This window comes from Streptomyces sp. NPDC001822 (assembly GCF_042892135.1).
In the GTDB taxonomy this organism is placed as follows: Bacteria; Actinomycetota; Actinomycetes; order Streptomycetales; family Streptomycetaceae; genus Streptomyces.
Genome location: NZ_JBIATW010000028.1, coordinates 1 through 18,834 on the forward strand (window position 1 = coordinate 1; position 18,834 = coordinate 18,834).

Here is an 18,834-nt window from a genome sequence, read left to right on the forward strand (position 1 = left end):
GCGATCTCCCACAGCCCGTCCGGAACAATCCAACTCCACGTACCCCGCCCCATGACGAACTCAACGAGCCAGCCCCACATAGGACACGGTCTAAGCATTCCGCTGCTCGCCACAAACGATGCTCACTACGTCCTCGAGGAGCACGCGGACGCGCACGACAACCTGCTGTGCATCGGCGTCGGCAAAGACAAGAACGATCCTGGGCGCTTCCGGTTCAACGGCACCGGCTACTACCTCAAGACGGCCGCCGGGATGCGGGAACTCTTCTCGGAGCTCCCTGAAGCATGTGACAACACCCTCCTGATCGCCGAGCGCATCGAATCCTACGAGCAGGTGTTCGCTCCTGAGGACGAAATGCCGCAGTACCCGGATGTCCCGGTGGGGGAGACGCAGGAGTCGTGGCTGCGCCGGGAGTGCATCAAGGGCCTGGAGATGCGCTACGGCTCGCCTATCCCGGATCCGGTCATGGAGCGCTTCGAGACCGAGATGACGGTCATCGGCCCGATGGGCTTCTCCTCGTACTTCCTCGTCGTCGCCGACATCTGTCAGTATGCCCGGAACCAGAGGATTCCCGTCGGGCCGGGCCGTGGCTCGGCGACCGGATCGATCGTGGCATACGCGACCCGCATCACTGAACTGTGCCCGCTCGAGCACGGCCTGCTCTTCGAGCGGTTCCTGAACCCTGAGCGCATCAACCCGCCGGACGTCGACCTCGACTTCGACGACCGCCACCGCGACCGCATGGTGCGCTACGTCGTCGAGAAGTACGGCGACGAGTTCACCGCCATGGTGAACACCTTCGGAAAGCTCAAGGCCAAAAACGCGATCAAGGACACCTCGCGTCTCCTCGGGTACCCGTACTCCCACGGCGAGCGGATCACCAAGGCCCTGCCGGCCGACGTCATGGGCAAGTCCATCCCCTTGCCCGGCATCTTCGACAAAGACCACCCCCGCTACGGAGAGGCCGGAGAGATCCGGGCCCTGTACGACAACGAACCGGACGTGCGCAAGGTCATCGACGGAGCGATGGGCGTCGAGGGCCTGATCCGTAACACCGGTGTCCACGCTGCCGCGGTGATCCTGTCCAAGACCAGGCTGACCGAACGCATCCCGCTGCACATGCGGGCCAAGGACGGCGTCAAGATCACCGGCTTCGACTACCCGTCCTGCGAGGACATGGGCCTGGTCAAGATGGACTTCCTGGGACTGCGGAACCTGGGAGTCATCGACCACACCATCCAAAACATCCGCGAGAACCGCGGCGTCCGCATCACCACCGACACCGTCCCCCAAGACGGCGACGAGGCAATTCCCCTGGACGACCCCGTCACCTTCCAGCTCCTGGCCCGCGGCGATACCTTCGGCGTGTTCCAGCTCGACGGCGGCGGCATGCGCACGCTCCTCAAGGCCATGGAGCCCTCCCGATTCGAAGACATCGCCGCAGCACTCGCCCTGTACCGGCCCGGGCCCATGGCGGCCAACGCGCACATGAACTACGCGCACCGCAAGACAGGCCGGCAAGAGATCGCGCCGATTCACCCCGAGCTGGAAGGCGCCCTGGAGCCCATCCTCGGCAACACCTTCCACCTTCTGGTCTACCAGGAGCAGATCATGGCGATCGCCCGGCAGCTCGCCGGGTACACCTTGGGAGGCGCCGACCTGCTGCGACGCGCCATGGGTAAGAAGAAGCCCGAGGTCCTGGCTGCCGAGTGGGAGAAGTTCCACGGCGGCATGAAGGCCAATGCCTACTCCGAGGAAGCAATCAAGGCCTTGTGGGACGTCATGCTCCCTTTCTCCGGGTACGCGTTCAACAAGTCCCACACCGCCGGATACGGGCTCGTCTCCTACTGGACGGCATACCTCAAGGCCAACTTCCCGGCCGAGTACATGGCGGCCCTCCTCACCTCCGTCGGCGACGACAAGGACAAGGCCGGCATCTACCTGGCCGACGCCCGCAAGCTCGGCGTACCGGTACTCCAACCGGACATCAATGAGTCCGTGGCAAACTTCACCGCCATCGGCGACGACGTCCGCTTCGGCCTCCGCTCGATCCGCAACGTCGGCGACAACGTCATCGAGTCACTCGTCAGCACCCGCAAGACCAAGGGAAAATACGCCTCCTTCTCCGACTTCCTCGACAAGGCTGAGATCAGTGCGCTCAACAAAAGGGCCGTCGAGTCACTGATCAAAGCCGGCGCCTTCGACTCCCTCCAGCACTCCCGCAAAGGCCTCTCGGCGGTCCACGAAGACGCCATCGACTCCGTCATCCCGGTGAAGAAGCAGGCAGCCATCGGACAGGACGACCTGTTCGGAGACCTCGCAACCCAAGACCCGGACGCGACCGCACTCGGCCTCGCCTTCCCCATCGACGACTCCGAATGGCCAAGAAAGCAACTCCTCGCCACCGAAAGAGCGATGCTCGGCATGTATGTCTCCGCGCACCCGCTGGACGGCACGGAACACATCCTCTCCCGCAACCGGGACACCACGATCAGCGAGCTCCTCGGATCCGGCCGAAGCGAAGGAATGGTGCAGCTCGCAGGACTGATCACGGGCGTCACATTGAAGATGACCAAACAAGGCAACGCCTGGGCCATCATCAACCTCGCCGACCGCGACGGCGAGATGGAAGTGCTGTTCTTCCCCGCCTCCTACACGCTGGTCCAGCCCGCCCTCATCCCCGACAGCATCGTGTCCGTGACAGGCCGACTGAACGACCGGGACGGAACGATCAGCATCTTCGGGCAGGAACTCCAGGTACTGGACGTATCGTCCGCAGAGAACGGCGGCCGCCCACCGGTACAACTCCAACTACGGTCCCACCAGGTCAACGAGCACAACGTCAAGGAACTCCAGCGGATCCTCGGCGCGCACCGGGGCACCAGCCCCGTACGCCTCCAGGTACGCGGCCTGGAAAAGACAACGGTGTACGCACTCGGCTACGAGGTCGACCCGACATCCGTGGCCTCGGATGTGAAAGGCACCCTTGGCCCCGACGTCTGGGTTGGTGTCCTATGACCGGTGCCACAGCAAACGGCCGCACAGTTCGACAACGTGCCAGCCTGCCTGCGCTGCGCATTACTGAGGTTTTCAATGCGGGGTCGGTGGGTTGATGGCCAGTCTTGTGGCGGTAAGGCAGCCGTCGATGAGACGGGGCCGGAGTTGGATCCTGCGTAACTCGCTGCGGAGCTTGCGGTCGAGGTCGTCGGGTGTGGTGAAGGCGGTGTTGGCCATTGCTCTGCGCACGAGTGACCAGAGGGCCTCGACGGGATTCAGGTCGGGTGCGTACGGCGGAAGCCGGACGGTGGTGAGCCAGTCGTGTTCGGCCTCGTACTGCTTCAGCCCTGTGGCCAGGTGGGTGTTGAGGATGCCCCTATGGTTCGTCAAGCAGTAGCAGGCACCACGCTTGTCGCTGGGTGCCAGATGTACCGGTAGAGCTCTCGGGCGACGTAGCGTTTGAGGCAGCGGATGATCTCGCGCCTGGACATGCCCTCGGCGGTGCGTCGTTGCAGGTAGACCTGAGTGCGTTCGTCCCAGCGTATGCGGGACTGAACGATGCGGTAGAGCGCGGCGTTGGCCTGCCGGTGACCACCCCGGTTGAGGCGCCGTCGCTGGGTCTTGCCGGAGGACTGCTCGACGGGACTGACGCCGCACAAGGCCGCGAACGATGCCTCATCAGTGAGCCTGTCAGGGTTGTCACCTGCGGTGATGAGCAGGACCGCGGCACTGTCGGGCCCGACGCCCACCAGCTCCAGCAGCTCTGGCCGGCTGGCCTTGACGGCCTTGGTGGTGCGTCTGGTCAGCTCCTTGACCTCCTGGGCGAGGTTCTGGATCCGGCAGGCGAGCAGACGCATCGTGAAGGCCGCCTCGCTGTGATCGCCGTCGAGTGCCGCGCAGGTCGCGATCAGCGTCGGGTTGGTCATGCCGCTGAGCTGTTCGCGCAGATCGGGATCAAGGACCAGGAGGACGGCCTTGAGCTGGTTCATCGCCTGCGTGCGCGCCTTGACGGCCGATTCCTTCGCCAGTCGCAGGATCCGCATGTCGGCTGCGGGGCCGTCCGCGGTCTTCGGTGTGGTGGTGGCACGTCCCGACAGGACCGCTCGCGCTGCCGCGTCCGCATCGATGGCGTCAGTCTTGCCGCGCTTGCGCCGGGTGGCGCGGTCGGGCTGGTTGACCTCGACGACCTCGATGCCAGCCCGGTGCAGGGCTCGGGTCAGTGCGACTCCGTAGGAGCCGGTGCACTCGACGCCCGCACGTCGAACGACCCCGAACGACTGTGCCCAGATGATTAGTTGGCGGTAGCCGACGGCCGTGGTCGGGAACTCCTGATGGGCGAGCGAGGCTCCCAGGGTGGTGATCACGGCGGCGACGTGGATGTCTTTGTGGGTATCGACCCCCAAGATCACATCCTCGGCCAGAGCCGGGACATGCTGCGTGGGCAGGGCGAGATGGGGCAAGCTGGTGACGGTCACAAGGCTCCTCGGACTGGGGCTGGTGGCCGACGCCGGTCCGCTGAGCGGTCAGAACTGTGATGGTGCCTCGTGCAGCAAAGCCCCTATCGGGACACGCTCACCGGGCCGGCGGCAGCAGGCACCGCTGGGACCGGACGCCGACAGATCCTAAACAAGGCACTGCGGCCAGTTGTCCCACGGGTCAGGCTTCCGGTCCCAGCGGCACGTCTCAAGTCTCACAGTTGTCCCAGACCACCACGATCGGTCCGTCGAGCTGGATGTGTGCCCGCACCAGGAGGTCGCGATAGTCCTGCCAGGAGAAGCTCTTGCGGGCGCCCTTGAGCAGTAGGTGGGTGCGGGGCCGGTGGATGAGACGGCTCTTCTCGCCGGGCTTGTAGCAGCACAGCGCGGCAACCGAGGTCCGGCGGCGGGACCTGCCACGCACGCGGATGACGGGGGTTTGCCCGCGCCGGCCCCAGGTGCGGGCACGGGGCGGCGTCATCGAGAAGCCGACCTCGTTCTCGAAGACGATCCAGTCCCCAGAGGTCGCCGCGAGCCTTTTACCCAGGGCCACACCTCCTTCTTCCACAGCTCCACCGCGTGCTCGTCACGCTCCAGTGCTGTGCGGGCGGGCGCCTGCCAGGACCAGCCATGCCGTTTCAGCAGCCGCCACACCGTCGCCACCGACAGGCCCACTCGCAGCCGACGACGGATCTCCACCTGGACCCGGACCAGGGTCCAGCGTTCGTCATCGAAGCCGTGCGCCGCCGGGCCTTTGCCGAGTTCCTCCTCCAGCACAGTGAACTGGGCATCGGTGACGGTCGGTGAGTTCGCCGGACCCGCGGAACGCAGGCCCTCCATGCCGCCCTCACGCCAGGCACGACGCCAGCGTTCCACCGACCGCACGCTCACTCACAAGTCCCTCGCGATCACTGAGGTCTTCTCACCCGCCGCGAACCGCCGCCCGGCCTGAAGCCGGATCTCCTCACGAAACGCCCGACGCTCAGCGGCAGGCCCCCACCCTCCGAATACCTCACCCCACCGGCATACCGCAGGGATCATGAACCGTCACCACCCGACGACAACACGAAAACCTCAGTAACCACCGATAACCGCACCCTCGACGAACGCCTCAAGGCCGCCCGCTCCAACCTCCGCTTCCAAGACCGCCGCATCGCCGACCTCGAAGCCCACATCACCGACCCAGCGTCACGGACCTGAACCTCGCCCGTGATCACCCGCCACACCCCCGACAAAAGATCTTCTGTCGGGGGTACCTCATGATGGCGACGTCGCAGAGTCGGCGAGCGCTTCTGAACCGGGGCGGAGGTGGCCCGGGCATTCGGCTGCGGTACCAAAGAGGCTGCGGCGGCGGTGCGTCCTCGGATAGTCAACCGAGGTTTCCTTGGACTCTGTCTGTGCGGTACGAACGGAAGAGAAGCCGCGACAGGACCCATTCACCGGGCTGTAGGAGTTTGCTTGCCACCGCCCGCGGGACACGGTGAGGCAACACCAAGTCCATCTAGGTAGCGGTCGAATTCTACTTTTGGCAGCGGAGCGTCCAGGAGGCGGCAGAGTTTGTCACGCCATGCGGTCAGCCCCATGTCCGCTACGCCAATGGCTCCACTCGGCCCCCAGATCAGCACCTTGTCGCCTTGGAAAGTGGACGCGCGCTGTAGCCAGGACGAGGGGCCGATCTGTGCGGGGAGGTCCCAATCCTCGAGCTGGTCTCCAGTACCGCTGTCCCAGAATCTGATAACGGACTTGCCATTCACCTCAACTGGCTGGATCACCAGGCTGGCGTCGCCGCTGAACGTTGCAGTGTCCGGTGCCCACCGCGAACCATCCCGGTTGCCATGCACCGAGCGGCCTGTAGTCACGTCGATCACCGTGAGATGCCCATCGCGATCGATGGCGGCGATCTTTTCTCCGTGCTGGCTGACGGTGAGATGTACCTCTGTGAAGGGCGGGAGGCTCAGTGTGCGTACCTCGCGCAGCGTCCCGGTAGAGTACCGGTACACGCGTACCGTGTCGGAATTGCTGCTCCAGTGGGTGACGGTGCTGCCGTCGGCGCTCACGTCCAGGGCGACGGTGCCCTGGACGCCCTTCACCGGGATGGTCACCGTCTGCCAGTTGCGCGTATCGATCAGCGCGATGCCTTGGCTGTTGGAGGCCACTAGGTGGACGTCGTCGGAGAGAAAGTGAATACCAGGATCGCTGTCCAGTGTGCCGAACTGAGTCGACGAGTGCGTGGAGATGACTCGTCCAGTACGTGGATCCCGCAACTCGAATTCGGCAGGCCGGTCTCCGGTGGATTCGAGCAGCACGGCTTTGGAGTTGTCCGAGGTCACTGCAACTGCGTTCGAGTTGACGTCGAATGCGCGGGGGATCACCCCTAGTTGTACCAGTGTGGGAGAACCGCTCTTCGGTGCCCATACCTCGAAGGACTTCTCTCCGTTCTTCCGGACGACGTAATCGCCTTCCAATAGCAGTTCGCCCCTGCCGAGTTCCTTCTGGGCAGGAACGGGGGCGACAGCCGAAGGCTCACGCAAGTTGAAGAGCGACACCGCACCATCAGCCGAGGTGGCGGCCACCCATCGTCCGTCCGTGGACACGGACAGGTTTGCGACGGGCCAAGTAAAAGAGCCCAGCAACGTTTTGCGCGCGAGGGAGCTGTCGTACGCACTGACTTGGCCGTCGACTGCAGCGATCACGAGATCATGCTGGTCGGCAGGAAACACGGCAGGGCTGAGATCGGTGTCCGTCGGGCGAGAGATCCGCTTTCCGGTGTTGATGTCCCACAATTCGGACCCCTTGGCCAGGACGCGACCGTCGGCGGAGAGAACCGGTGGGGCGGCATCGTGGGCGGCCAGGTCGCTCATCCTGCGCACAGGCTGCCAGTCGCCACTTTTCAGCGCGAGTCTGCGGACGGCGCCCTTCTCGGCGTCCAGGCACAGAAGATGGGCATTGTCTCGGTCGAACTCGAGTTGTATCTGTTCCGAGGGGGCGGGGCCCTGGCTCAGGATCTCGCCGGACACCACATTCCAGATCGCGATCTCCAGTCGCTCTACGCCTGAGGTGTAGTAGGTGGCGCTCAACCAGCGGCCGTCAGCGGAGAAAGCGAAGGCTCGGAGGTCCAATTGCGAGTTACTCAACTGATCCGTATTCCCGGCAGAGAAGGTCCGAATTGTTTTCCGCTTATGGACGTCCCAGACTGCGATACGGTTTAGACTCAGCTCCATGGCGAGAATTCGTCCGTCCGAGCTGAGTTCCAGATTTCCGCCGCCGTGCGGCCAGTCGCCGGTCGGAAGACCGGGAAGCTCTTGGCCCTTCTTGACGTCATAGAAGTGGACCTGGCCAGGTCGGAAGTCGGAGAGGTAAGCCAGGATGCTTCCGTCGCCACTGAGCGCTACCTGGTTCGTCGGGCCTCCGCTGGAACCTACGTAGTTGGCTGCCTCGCCTGATCCCCCCTGGACAAATCGCTCAACGTGCCCGTTGGCCGCCACCGCTCTGGCGAGCGCCTGCTTTGCCTCGATGGTGGGCTCCGCAGCGTATGCGTAGACCGCCAGTTGGGCTGCCAGCCGGGGATCGGTCTCGGTCAGGTCGTTCGAGCGAGCTGCCATGGCCTGGGAGGCCGCGATCCTGGCCCGATGAGTGGCCTCTGAGCTCTTCTGTCTGGCGACCCCTGCCATGAGAGCCGTACCCAGGAACAGTACGACAAGCACCAGCACGGCCGCGTTCCTGATTCTGATACCGCGCCGCTCGTACCGGACGCCAGCTTCGATGTACTTCCGTTCCGCCGGAGACAGGTCTTCGAGGCGGTGCTCTAGCCAATCGGCGGCCGTAGCCAAGGGCCGGCCGCTGAGGAGACTCTTCCTCTCTCGGTCGTGCCGCTCCCACTGCGCGATGTCCCGTCGCAGTTGCTCTTGCCAGTGCCGAAACTTGCGGCTGTCGTCCAACCAGCCCCGTAGCCTCGGCCACAGGTTGGTGAGGGCCTCATGCGCCAGGTCGACGATCTCGTCCGGATCTGGTCCCGGTGTCTGGCCGAGTACCAAAAGCTTGCCGGTGGCAAACGCCCGAACGAGCCCCTGTGCCTCGGGGTCCAAGTCGGCTAGACGTACGGCGCGTCGCGCGTATCCTCCGTGATCGTCAGGGCGTGCTAGCTGCACGAACAGCCGCCGGGCGGCTGATTCACCGAAGCGCCCCTGGTGGGTGACGAATTGCCCTTCCGCGTACCGGACGAGGGCGCCAGCAACGCCGCCGAGCTCCTGGTAGGCCGCATGCGTGAGCGTCAACTGACGTCGAAGGTCCCACAACTGGGTCAGCGTGAACTCCACGAGGGGCATGCGACCGGGTTCGTCACCGGCATCCTGCACAATGCGTTCTGGCAGACCCTCCTCAAACCAGACACCCGGGGTTGCGCGGACCGGCTCGGTCACGGCGCGGAGCAGCCCCTCACTGGCGAGCGGAGCGATGAAGAGGACCGCGTCGCTGACGGTGATGGAGGTCTGCTCGGTCACTAGGGCGTCCAGGGACTCCGGCCTGACTGTGGCGACCACGCGGATACTGCCGCCTGACGTGGGTCCCTTCGAAGAGGCGGATAAGGCCACCAGCAGTTCGAAGAGCCGCCGGGCGCCAGCAGGATCCTCTCCTGTGTACTCCTCGAGTTGGTCCGTGAAGAGGAGTCGGGGACCTGCCATTGCCGGGTCTCCCGCGATGCGCTCACTGAGCCACGCCACCGTCTCTATGCCACTCATGCCCGGTCCCTCATCCGGACGCCGCAGGAGTCGAGTTAGTTCTTCGATAGCGTGCAGCTCATGCAGCGTGTCTCCGCCGCCCCCAAGGAGGGGGGCGATGACCTGGGCGAGCGCCGCCTCCGGGCGCGTTCCGGCGGTCGGGCGGAGCACGGAGACGGCGAAGCCCCGTTCCCGCAGGAAAGGGAGCAGTCCGGCGCGGACCAGGGACGATTTCCCCGATCCCGATGGTCCGGCCACCAGCGTGACAGGTCTGTGCGTAATCGAGTCCAGCAGTCGGGCGACATCGTTCTCACGGCCGAAGAAGTGGGTGGAGTCCTCTTCCTGGAACGGCTCAAGCCCGAGGAATGGGCACCGGAGATCCAAGGGAGCCTCGCCAAGCAGTGTGAGCGACGGCAACAGGTACGCCGTTCCCTGGAAGCGCCCTTTGCCCGCGGTGACCGTCATGCCGACGATGCCACCCTGTGACGCGTCCCAGACTGGCGACCCGCTGAAGCCTGGCTCGATCCGGGGGCCATCGGAGCGGGCGTCCATCTGGAGCCAGCCAGTGCCCTGCTTGTCGCGCAGGGTGCCAGACACCCAGATCCCGTCATCGGCACCGTTCGGGAACCCATACACCCGAAACTCGTGGCCCCAGACCTCGCTCCCGTCCACCAGAGTGACCGGTGATGCCGCCAGGATAGGACGCTCCAGCTTCAGGAGAGCAACGTCGCCACGCCCGTCCGGCAGCACCGGCTTCCACACAGCGACACGGGCCCGCACCGCCGGTACATCCGGGACGAAAGGGAAGTCAAGCAGGATGGGCGCATCGGGCTCTTCTATGTGGCTCCCGTCCAGCAACAGGGCATCCAGGACGACGTGTGCACACGTGCACACCATGTCAGAGGTGATGAGGAAGCCCGCCCCGACGACCCCTCCTGCGCCGCCCCCGGGGGCCGCGTCCATCCGCACGCGAACGATCCCGGATGACAGTTCGGTGGACCGTGACACAACCATAAAGGTCAGCTCTCTGTGCGTCCGCTCCACTCAAGGGTCACGGTGAAGTTGGCTTCGCTGGCCGCCTTGGCGACGACGACGCCAGCCTCGGCGGCCAGCTTGATCCCGAACTCGACGCTGACTGTGTCGGGGCGATGGGCCAACTCCCGCACTGTGTTCGCGACGGTGTCCAGGGCGGGACGAACATGGTCCAGCGCTTCCTGAAGCGTCTCAGCCGAGGAACGCGCCAGCCCTCCGGGCCCGCGTCCCACGCGATCGAAGCCACTCTCACCGTCCGCTAGCTCGACTCTCACCGACGTGCCGTCGCCGAGCTGCATGTCGCCGACCGATGTCATCACTACCCCCGTGTATCTCCCTAGACCACAACAAGCGCGAACTCGCGCCGTATAGTACTGCGTTGGTTAACTACCCCCAAACCGATGGCGCGGAATGAGGACGTTCCCTTCTGGCTTCGCAGGTGGGAGGCGCCGGCCGGGTGGCGGTCGGCGGTGAGCCCGCAAGCTGCGGGCTGATCATCTGCGCCCGCCCCGACAGCACGAACACGCGGCCTGCCCTACACCAGCCCCATGAATTGCGAGTTTGGCGGACTTTGCTGCCCAATTCGACCGAACGGCATCGATCGGTCCGGCAGGCTGCAACGATCACTGCGTCGTTGCCGGTAACAGTCCGCACGTCGTAGGCGCACGGAATTAGGCAACAGAGTCCACGAGAGGTTGCGGACGACTATGAGCGAGTGGCTACGGAAGAATCACGCCTGGTGGGGAAAAAATGCGCCGGAACTTTTCAACCTGATCCAGCCTCCGTCAGGCCGTCCCATAAGACCACCCGGACGAGCGACAGCAATGGCCCCAACTCGGCATCACGCACATGTAGTCTATGAATCATCGCAGTTCAGAGCAGGTATCCGAGCTCGTGCGGTCGGTAGAATCGAGTTCAAAAAGGGCGGGCGTTAAGGGATCCCTCGACAACACCCGCGAACCCCGGGCTCTCCGTTCTCATGATCACGCCTCCGGTCCTGCCAGGACGAAGCCAGCCACTTCGTCAGCCGGGCGACGCCGACTCGGCCCCTACAAACCGGCGTCCCTCGCGGAGGGCCCACGAGACGGCAGCGGCCTGAAAGCCACACCCAGCGCCCCTCTATCTACCCGGCCACTACATCGCCTCCCATTATCCCTCGGACATGACGGACGCGGAGTGGGCCTCGTCCGGCCGTTGCTGCCGGTGCCGGGCTGGATGCGAGGTCGGAGCGGGCAGCCGGAGGCGTACTGACAACGGGCGATACTGGACGCGATCCGCTATCTCGTGGACAACGGGATCAAGTGGCGGGCGATGCCGGCCGACTTCCCGCCGTGGGACCGGGTCTATGCGTTCTTCCGCCGCTGGCGCGACCACATGCTGGTCAGGGAGTTCCACGACCGGCTGCGTGTCCGGGTCCGCGAGGAGGCGGGCCGGGGCGCGGAGCCGACGGCCGGCGTGATCGACTCGCAGTCCGTCAAGGCGGACGCGGTCGTCGGCGCTGACCGCGAGGTGGACAGTTCTACACAACGACGAAGCTCCTGGTAGACGGATTCTCGACCAAGATCACCCGTGTCCGCCAGGAGCTTCGCGTGCTTGTCTACCCGTCCTCGATCGACTTGTCCACCCGCACCCTGCGGTTCCTGGCCGGACAGCTGACGGCCAGGCGCCGGGACATCGGGAGGCGGTGGCGGCGGCTTCCCGTGGCACGCCAGGCCCTGCTCGCCCTGGCCCACCTGCGGTGCGGAGACACCTACGCCCAGCTCGCGGCCGGGTTCGGCATCGGGATCGCCACCGTCTACCGCTACATACGTGAAGCCATCGAGGTCTTGGCCGCCCTCGCCCCGACCCTGACCGAGGCGATGAAGACCATCCGGACGAAGGCGTTCGTCATCCTCGACGGCACCCTGCTGCCCATCGACCGCATCGCCGCCGACACCCCGTACTACGGCGGGAAACACAAACGCGACGGCATGAACGTCCAGGTCCTCACCGGTCCGTTCGGCCGTCTGCTGTGGGCCTCACCGGCTCTGCCCGGCTCGACCCACGACCTGACCGCCGCCCGGCAGCACGGGATCATCGACGCGCTCGCCGCAGCGGGCCCCAAGTGCTGGGCGGACAAGGCATACCAAGGAGCCGGCAGGCCCGTCCGGGTCCCGTTTCGAGGCCGCCACCTCAAGCAGTGGAAGCGACGCCACAACACCACTCACGCTAAGATCCGTTGTCTTGGCGAGCAGGCCATGGCCACCCTAAAGGGCTGGCGCCTCCTGCGGAAACTCCGCTGCAGCACCAACCGCATCACCAACATCGTGAAGGCCGTCCTCGTCCTTCACCACGCGTCAGCATGAGGTTGGAAGAGGCTAACGGTAGGGGCTCCGCCGCAGTCAATCCGGCATTTACTGCGGCAAGCATCGGAACGCGCCACCATCCCCTCTTCTGGGCAGCATGTCGGCTTCGAGTCATAGCTGGACCGCGCTGTGAACTGCGGTGTCGGCGTCGGTTTTTTCCCGGTGGGCTATGCTCTGCGGCTATGACTACCGGGACGGCATTGCGCCACACACGGATTGGTGACCCGGCGCTCTTCTGAGCGCCGTACGGGCCGGTGCGGGCCCGCTGTTTGATCGAGAATCTTGCGCTGCTGCGCGGGCTCCGCCTCCGTCGTGTTGATCGCAGGCTCTACACATCAACCACGACAGGAGAATTCATGCCCATCAAGACGCTGGAGATTCCCACCACGGACGGTCAGGCTGACGCCTTCGCCGCCTTCCCCGACAACGGCGAGCAGCACCCAGGTGTACTGATGTACGCGGACGGCTTCGGCATCCGGCTCGTGCTGAGGGAGATGGCCCGCGAACTGGCCGGGCACGGGTACTACGTGCTTGTCCCCAACATCTTCTACCGGCACGGCCCGGCACCGGTGATCGGCCTTCCCGAGCACATCGGAGAAGAGTTCCGTCCGGCGATCATGGCCCAGTTGATGCCGTTGATCAAGGCGCACACCGCCGAACGCGTCCTGAGTGACGCCGACGCCTACCTCAGGTTCCTAACCACCCAGCCCGAGGTCGCCGCCGGGCCGGTCGCGGTGACCGGCTACTGCATAGGCGGCCTCCTGGCGATGCGCACCGCAGCGGCTCACCCCGGCCAGGTGGCTGCTGTCGCCGCATTCCACGGTCCCGTGAGCGCGGACGGGCCCGACGCCCTCGCCGAGATCACCGCCCAGGTCCACTTCGGCCACGCCGAAAGCGACCTGACACCCGAGGCCCTGGGCGAGCTCAACCGGGCACTGGACGCCGCGAAGGTCGACTACACCTCCGAGATCTACCCCGGTACCGTCCACGGGTTCACCATGTCCGACACCGACGCGTTCAACCCCGCCGGGCTGCAGCGCCACTGGGAGCGCCTGCTCCCCCTTCTCGACCGCGTACTGGCCAACAGCTGAGGTTCCGGATCGGAAACCAAACCTGAAGTACACGGCGGCGACCAACAGACGGCCCGGCGGGCCGCACCGATGTCGGCATGGCCTGCCGCTGGCCGCCCGGCCACCGAACGCTGGATGGCCGGGCGGGCCAGCCGGCTTCGTTCGGGAGCTTTCGGCCGGCGCGGCGCAATTGTTCGCCGTTGCCGCCGGGGCGTCCCCGGCGAGTGGGGCATCCCAGGGCGAGATAGCTGTCTCAGCCAATCAAGTCCACACAGGTCAGCGGCATCTGTGGCAACTGCCTTCACTGAGAAGAGACAATTCGTGGTCGGTCAGGCAGCCTGACCGAGACCGGTGGCGGTCAGGACCTGCTCGCGCAGCGGGGTGAAGTCGACGTCGAGTTTCGGGTCGTACGCGTCGGGCTGGATGCCGAGTTCGTGGGTGCTGTACTCACCAAACCGGTTGATGTGTTCGGTGAGGTACGGCGAGATGTGCGCCAGGTCTTCCGGGTCGATCTCCCACCCCTCCTCCAGCAGCTGCCGCACGATCTCCGCGATGTCCAGGGCGTTGTGGAAGATCACCGCGTTCGTGAGCAGCGCGTTGAACTTCATCGCCTTCTCCTGCTCGATGGGGTCGTTGTCGGCGATGATGCCGCGGTTGCCGAAGCCGATCCACTGGGAGAACCGGTTGAACGACTCCACCTTGTTGGTCGCCGCCGTCACCCGCCGGCGCAGCGGCGCGTCCGAGAGGTAGCGCAGGAGCTGGACGGTGCGGATCACGCCGCCGACCTCGCGGAAGGCTGCGTAGGTGGCGTTCTTCCGCGACCCCGACCGCAGCCGTTTGAGCGGCGTGGAGGAGGAGATGGTGCCCTCGCGTACGGAGACGGCCACGCGCATCAGGTGGCGGAACTGGGACTCGATCAGGTCGAAGTCGATGACGTTCTTGCCCGGCTCGCCGAACAGGGCGTCGATGTGTACGTACTCGCTCTGCTTGGAGGGCCGGTGAAAGGTCAGTTCCTTCCAGTTTCTGATCCTGGGCATCAGGTCGAAGCCCAGGGGGTGGGCGAGCGCAAAGACGGGGAAGCTCTGGCCTTGGGTATCCGCGTGCACGGTGGTCGGCTGCACCTCGCTGGTGTTTTTCAGCAGGCCCTCGATGATGTAGACGGCCTCCCACACCCCGCACGGGATGAAGTGCGTGAACAGCGCGATGTAGGTGTCCGAGACGTGGTGGTAGGCGATTCCGCCCGGCTTGCCGTACTGCACGCTCGTCTCGGAGAGCAGGTTGTCGAGATAGGTATCCATGTGGGTGCCGTCCGCCGCGACGGCGGTCCCGTCGCCTCACGCCTGTGAGATGTCGAGGCGGGCGTGCGCGTTCACCAGGTCGGCGATCGCCTCGTTCAGCAGCGCGATCGAGAAGTGCTTGTTGGCGACGTACGACAGCTCGTGTCCGCTCACGCCGGGGATGTGCCGGGCGGCCTCGTGCGGGCCCATGTTGGTGCCCTTGACGAACGTGACGATCACGTAGCGGCCAAGGGGGTCGGTGAGCTTGGGCTCGTTGCCGGACGGTGGGCCGAAGCGGCGCCACCACTCCACCCAGTACGCGGTCCGGGCCACGATGCCCATCAGGGAACGCTCCGGCATCCTGGCCTTGATCTCCTGCTCCAGCCGCTTCGCCGAGGGCCGCTGGCCGTCAGCCCGGAATGCCTTCAGCGACGGGATGCCTGTCTCCGGGTCGATGACCATGCCGTCGTTCTCCGGGTACCCGGCATCCGCCGCTGCGGCGGCGTTTCGCAGCTTGTCCTCAAGCTGCCGGCGGAAGAACTTCGCGTCGAACTCGGCGCTCTCGCCCGCCTCGGCGAGGCCGACCTCCACCAGGTAGGACCCCAGCGTCTCCTGGACGACCTCCCAGGCCAGCAGCTGCTCGGACCAGTCGGCGTACTCCTCCGAGCCGACCACCGCGACGTCGCCGGTGCGCAGTTCCTCGGCGAGCGCGGTGAAGACCATCGCCTCGAAGTGCTTGCGCACGAACTGCCCGGTCCGGGTCTTGTCGAGGACGGCCTTGCGCCAGTTCTGGGTGGCGAAGGAGATGTCGACCTCCTTGCCCTCCTCGTTGAAAGCGGTGATGTACTCGCCGCGGGCCGCCTGGTGCCGCTGGGCGTGCGCGAGGGCGTCCAGCACCCGGCTGTCCTCGCTGGTCGCGGTGAACTTCAGCTTGTCGTTGTCGGCCAGGTAGAACATCACCGCCCGGTCCCGGCCGATCTGCCCGTACAGCAGCACTTCCCAGAAGTTGCCGTGATGGGCGGAGACCTTCTCGATCTGCTCGTACTGCTTCGCGAACCCGCCGAAGCCGTCCACCGCGCCGAACCCGCCGGTCTGCACCACCTGAGATTTCCGTTCGGATACTCCCCGAGGGCCGAAAACCGTTCGCGGTCCCAGGGGCATTGAGCCGAGACTGATGGGTCGATCACATCGGACAGGAAGAGTGGCCAGCCCTGACGTACAACCGTGACACTTTGCCCTTCCCCGACAACCGTGTGCCCCGCGTCAACTACGAGGACATTCGGAACTGGGATGAATTCGACCCGGCCCGCAACTCGTTCGCCTGGGACGAGGACGAGGAAGCCCACCTCCGCTCACTGGTCCGCGAATGGGTGCCACCCGTGCTCTCCGGCATGGCCGGCTGGTGGCAGGGCGAACGCTGGTGCGAGAGTCAGGTGGACGCGATCATCCGGGAGCGATACGGCACCTGGGCCTGGGGATGGAGCTGGTGCTACCGCGACGGCGGGCCCATCGGCAACTGGGTCAGCGGGCCAAGCTCGGTGACGACCCCCGACGAGACCGCAGAACGTGTCGTGGCCGCGCTGCTGGAATGGCGGGAGTGGCTGCAGCGGACGGCCCAGCGCTTCGCCGAACTGTCACCGCCGCCGGATGCCTCGCCAGAGGATCGCAGCTGGCACCTGGAGCGGGCCTGCGTCCGGCTCGTCACCCACACACTGGACTCGGGCGCGGAGGGCGGCTGGTACGGCCAGGCCTCGATCGTCCTGGGCTGGTTCCTCACCAGCACCGGCATGGACCGGGCCGAAGCCGCGCGAGCGGTGGAGAACGCGATCGGTGGCCGGTTCAAGAGCTGGGTAACCCCGGAACGGACGCTGATCGAATCCGTCGGCGAGGATCTCGCCGTCGGCCTCACCGGCCACACCCCGTACCAGGACCATCGCGAGAGGGCAGTGCTGGAGGAGCTCCATGACCGCTACTGACAGCCTCTCGGTCTGGCTCCGCGTACGCCGCGAGGTCGACTGGCGATGTGCACCGGCCCTACAACGACTCCCGCCCGACCGCGATGGGTTCCGGTCCTGGTGCGAGGGTCCGGTTCGCCGGCGCGACCCGATTCGCGCCGAACGTCTGCTCGCCGCATATGCACTGGCCCGAGAGGGTGCCACACGCCGCACCCCACTGGACTTCGCCTTGCTGTCCTGTTGGCAGTGCGAAGTCCTCGCTGCGACACGGGCACCGTTTCGCGTGAGCGACGCCTACGCGAAGGCCGGCCGCGAGCGCTACGGCCTGACCCCCAACACGCAGGCCGACTTCGATTCCCGCCTGAACGAGACGACCGACCCGGACATCCCGCTGGCGGCCCGCGCGGCCCGCGCCTACCTCGATGTGGCGTTCTTCCACCCCTTCACCGATGGCAATGCCCGCGCCGCACTGTTGACCTTGGTCCATGTTTTGGCCCGGGAGGACATCGTCCTTCCTGAGGTCGGCCCCCTCCAGACCACTCGATACGCGGATGACCCGGCCGGTGCCGCCGACCTTGCCACTCTCATCGGGGTGCTCAACCACCGCCGGCACTGAAGCGTTCGTGGGGGTGCACCGACAACTTCCGCCAGACTTCAACAAACCATGGCGAGCTCAAGCGGTCAGCGCACCACCGCTGTTCAGAAGGTCAGCGTAGACCTCTGCGTGAGTGCGGTAGCCGTGGGTCTTGCAGGGACGGTGGTTGAGCTCGTGGGCGATGGCGTCCAGGTCGGCCTGGCTGAACGTGCGGAGGTCAGCTCCCTTGGGGAGGTACTGCCGTAGCAGCCGGTTGGTGTTCTCGTTGGTGCCGCGTTGCCACGGGCTCCGTGGCTTGCAGAGGTAGATCGGCATTCGGGTCTCGGCGGTGATGGTCTGGTGCTCAGCTATCTCCCGGCCGCGGTCCCAAGTGAGCGTCCGCCGCAACTGGGGCGGGATGCCGAGGAGGCTCCTGGTGAGGTGCGGGGTGACCTGCTCGGCCTTGATGCCGTCCGGCAGCGCAACGATGGTCGTGAAGCGGCTGGTGCGTTCAACCAGCGTGGCGACCGCCGAGGGCCGGGTGCCCATCACGAGGTCGCCCTCCCAATGGCCGGGGACCTTGCGGTCCTCGACCTCGGCGGGGCGATCGGTGATGGACACCATGCCGCGGTGATCCCCCGGCCCGTGGGACGGCGGGCGAGCTTCGGGCGGCGCATCGGCCTGCCTGACCTCAGCCGCTGAGTGAGGCTGCGGTCGATCGCCTGGCGCCGGCGAGGGTCGTAGAGCGAGAGGTAGATCGCTTCGTGCGAGATCTGCATGGAGGCGTCACCAGGAAACTGCCGTCGCAGCCATCCTGCGATCTGCTCGGGTGACCAGCACAGAGCCAGCTTGCCCTCCACCAAGATGCGCAGAGCGGGTCGTTGGGCGAGCTTGGCCTGCTTGGGTCGACGCCCGTGTCCGTAGGCGGTGGCAGCTCGGTAGCGGTCTCGGCCGCCGTTGCGGGCGATCTCGCGGGAGACGGTCGAAGGGGACCGGCCCAGCCGCTTGGCCAGCTGCCGGGGCCGATTCCCCGGCGGCGAGGCCGCGGGATATCTCCTCGCGCTCGCTACCGCTCAGATGCCGTTCTGACCGCGCTTGCGGAGCGGGGCGGACGCCCCGCTCTGGTACAGGAAGCGGCGGGCGTGCTGCATCGGCGCCCCGAGCGCCCGCCCGATCAGGCTGAACGACTGCCCCTCGCGCCAGCGTCTCCATATCTCGTCCTGCTGAGCCGGCGAGAACCCGTAGTCACGCACCTGTACCTCCACGATCATATGATCATCCGTGGGCGGTGCGTTGATCACTTGAGGGTGCCATCGTTTTCTGAAGATCGCCGGGCGGACCGCCGGAAGCACCCCAGGATGGACTCGTCCGGTACGACGTCGGTGTACCACTTG

12 protein-coding genes and 3 pseudogenes are annotated in these 18,834 nt (G+C 65.9%); 6 read left to right on the forward strand and 9 right to left on the reverse strand.

Annotation, left to right across the window (positions count from 1 at the left end; genetic code table 11):
- Window positions 1-51: 51 nt before the first annotated feature.
- Window positions 52-3,018, forward strand: coding sequence for a DNA polymerase III subunit alpha (gene dnaE, locus ACFYY2_RS34340; protein ID WP_388750572.1), 2,967 nt, complete (start codon window positions 52-54; stop codon window positions 3,016-3,018).
- Between the two features lie 72 nt (window positions 3,019-3,090).
- Here dnaE and ACFYY2_RS34345 read toward each other — a convergent pair whose 3' ends face one another.
- The 6 genes and pseudogenes from ACFYY2_RS34345 to ACFYY2_RS34370 all read right to left on the reverse strand — a co-directional run bounded on the left by ACFYY2_RS34345 (window position 3,091) and on the right by ACFYY2_RS34370 (window position 10,536).
- The gene (locus tag ACFYY2_RS34345) at window positions 3,091-3,387 is read right to left on the reverse strand and encodes a transposase (RefSeq protein WP_388750575.1); all 297 of its coding nucleotides are present in this window, start codon (window positions 3,385-3,387) and stop codon (window positions 3,091-3,093) included.
- The gene (locus tag ACFYY2_RS34350; RefSeq protein ID WP_388750611.1) at window positions 3,384-4,418 is read right to left on the reverse strand and encodes an IS110 family transposase; all 1,035 of its coding nucleotides are present in this window, start codon (window positions 4,416-4,418) and stop codon (window positions 3,384-3,386) included. The genes ACFYY2_RS34345 and ACFYY2_RS34350 overlap by 4 nt, the downstream gene beginning before the upstream one ends.
- Window positions 4,419-4,692: 274 nt before the next feature.
- A pseudogene (locus ACFYY2_RS34355) lies at window positions 4,693-4,953 on the reverse strand (DDE endonuclease); the annotation flags it as partial.
- A complete protein-coding gene (locus ACFYY2_RS34360) occupies window positions 4,950-5,312 on the reverse strand; it encodes a winged helix-turn-helix domain-containing protein (RefSeq protein ID WP_388750613.1) in 363 nt (120 codons plus the stop codon). The pseudogene ACFYY2_RS34355 and the gene ACFYY2_RS34360, both read right to left, overlap by 4 nt.
- Window positions 5,313-5,908: 596 nt before the next feature.
- Window positions 5,909-10,195, reverse strand: coding sequence for a trypsin-like peptidase domain-containing protein (locus tag ACFYY2_RS34365; RefSeq protein WP_388750578.1), 4,287 nt, complete (start codon window positions 10,193-10,195; stop codon window positions 5,909-5,911).
- Window positions 10,196-10,206: 11 nt separating this feature from the next.
- The gene (locus ACFYY2_RS34370) at window positions 10,207-10,536 is read right to left on the reverse strand and encodes a CU044_2847 family protein (RefSeq protein WP_388750615.1); all 330 of its coding nucleotides are present in this window, start codon (window positions 10,534-10,536) and stop codon (window positions 10,207-10,209) included.
- A gap of 967 nt (window positions 10,537-11,503) precedes the next feature.
- On the opposite strand from ACFYY2_RS34370, the gene ACFYY2_RS34375 reads away from it, so the two are divergent.
- From ACFYY2_RS34375 to ACFYY2_RS34385, 3 genes are all read left to right on the forward strand, one after another.
- On the forward strand, window positions 11,504-11,764 hold the full coding sequence (locus ACFYY2_RS34375) for a transposase (RefSeq protein ID WP_388750581.1): 261 nt from the start codon (window positions 11,504-11,506) through the stop codon (window positions 11,762-11,764).
- A 44-nt stretch (window positions 11,765-11,808) separates the two neighbouring features.
- Entirely contained in the window at window positions 11,809-12,564 is a 756-nt protein-coding gene (locus tag ACFYY2_RS34380; protein WP_388750584.1) for a transposase family protein, read from the forward strand.
- 356 nt (window positions 12,565-12,920) lie between these two features.
- A complete protein-coding gene (locus ACFYY2_RS34385; protein ID WP_388750587.1) occupies window positions 12,921-13,655 on the forward strand; it encodes a dienelactone hydrolase family protein in 735 nt (244 codons plus the stop codon).
- 308 nt (window positions 13,656-13,963) lie between these two features.
- On the opposite strand, the pseudogene ACFYY2_RS34390 reads toward ACFYY2_RS34385, so the two are convergent.
- Window positions 13,964-16,072: pseudogene (locus ACFYY2_RS34390) on the reverse strand (transposase).
- Window positions 16,073-16,143: 71 nt separating this feature from the next.
- Between ACFYY2_RS34390 and ACFYY2_RS34395 the strand changes: the two are divergent.
- Both ACFYY2_RS34395 and ACFYY2_RS34400 read left to right on the forward strand, forming a co-directional pair.
- Window positions 16,144-16,887, forward strand: coding sequence for a hypothetical protein (locus ACFYY2_RS34395; RefSeq protein WP_388750590.1), 744 nt, complete (start codon window positions 16,144-16,146; stop codon window positions 16,885-16,887).
- A 262-nt stretch (window positions 16,888-17,149) separates the two neighbouring features.
- The gene (locus ACFYY2_RS34400; RefSeq protein ID WP_388750593.1) at window positions 17,150-17,482 is read left to right on the forward strand and encodes a Fic family protein; all 333 of its coding nucleotides are present in this window, start codon (window positions 17,150-17,152) and stop codon (window positions 17,480-17,482) included.
- A 57-nt stretch (window positions 17,483-17,539) separates the two neighbouring features.
- On the opposite strand, the pseudogene ACFYY2_RS34405 reads toward ACFYY2_RS34400, so the two are convergent.
- Together ACFYY2_RS34405 and ACFYY2_RS34410 are read right to left on the reverse strand one after the other, a co-directional pair.
- Window positions 17,540-18,517 (reverse strand): annotated as a pseudogene (locus ACFYY2_RS34405) (IS30 family transposase).
- Window positions 18,514-18,711 (reverse strand): hypothetical protein, encoded by a 198-nt coding sequence (locus ACFYY2_RS34410; RefSeq protein WP_388750621.1) that lies wholly within the window; start codon window positions 18,709-18,711, stop codon window positions 18,514-18,516. Before ACFYY2_RS34410 ends, ACFYY2_RS34405 begins: the two are co-directional and overlap by 4 nt.
- Window positions 18,712-18,834 lie beyond the last annotated feature (123 nt).

Excerpts from the sequence above, each read along its gene's own strand:
- ACFYY2_RS34410 (WP_388750621.1), bottom strand. The coding sequence starts at position 18,711 with ATGATCGTGGAGGTACAGGTGCGTGACTACGGGTTCTCGCCGGCTCAG.
- ACFYY2_RS34370 (WP_388750615.1), bottom strand. The coding sequence starts at position 10,536 with ATGACATCGGTCGGCGACATGCAGCTCGGCGACGGCACGTCGGTGAGA.
- ACFYY2_RS34360 (WP_388750613.1), bottom strand. The coding sequence starts at position 5,312 with ATGGAGGGCCTGCGTTCCGCGGGTCCGGCGAACTCACCGACCGTCACC.
- dnaE (WP_388750572.1), top strand. The coding sequence starts at position 52 with ATGACGAACTCAACGAGCCAGCCCCACATAGGACACGGTCTAAGCATT.
- ACFYY2_RS34385 (WP_388750587.1), top strand. The coding sequence starts at position 12,921 with ATGCCCATCAAGACGCTGGAGATTCCCACCACGGACGGTCAGGCTGAC.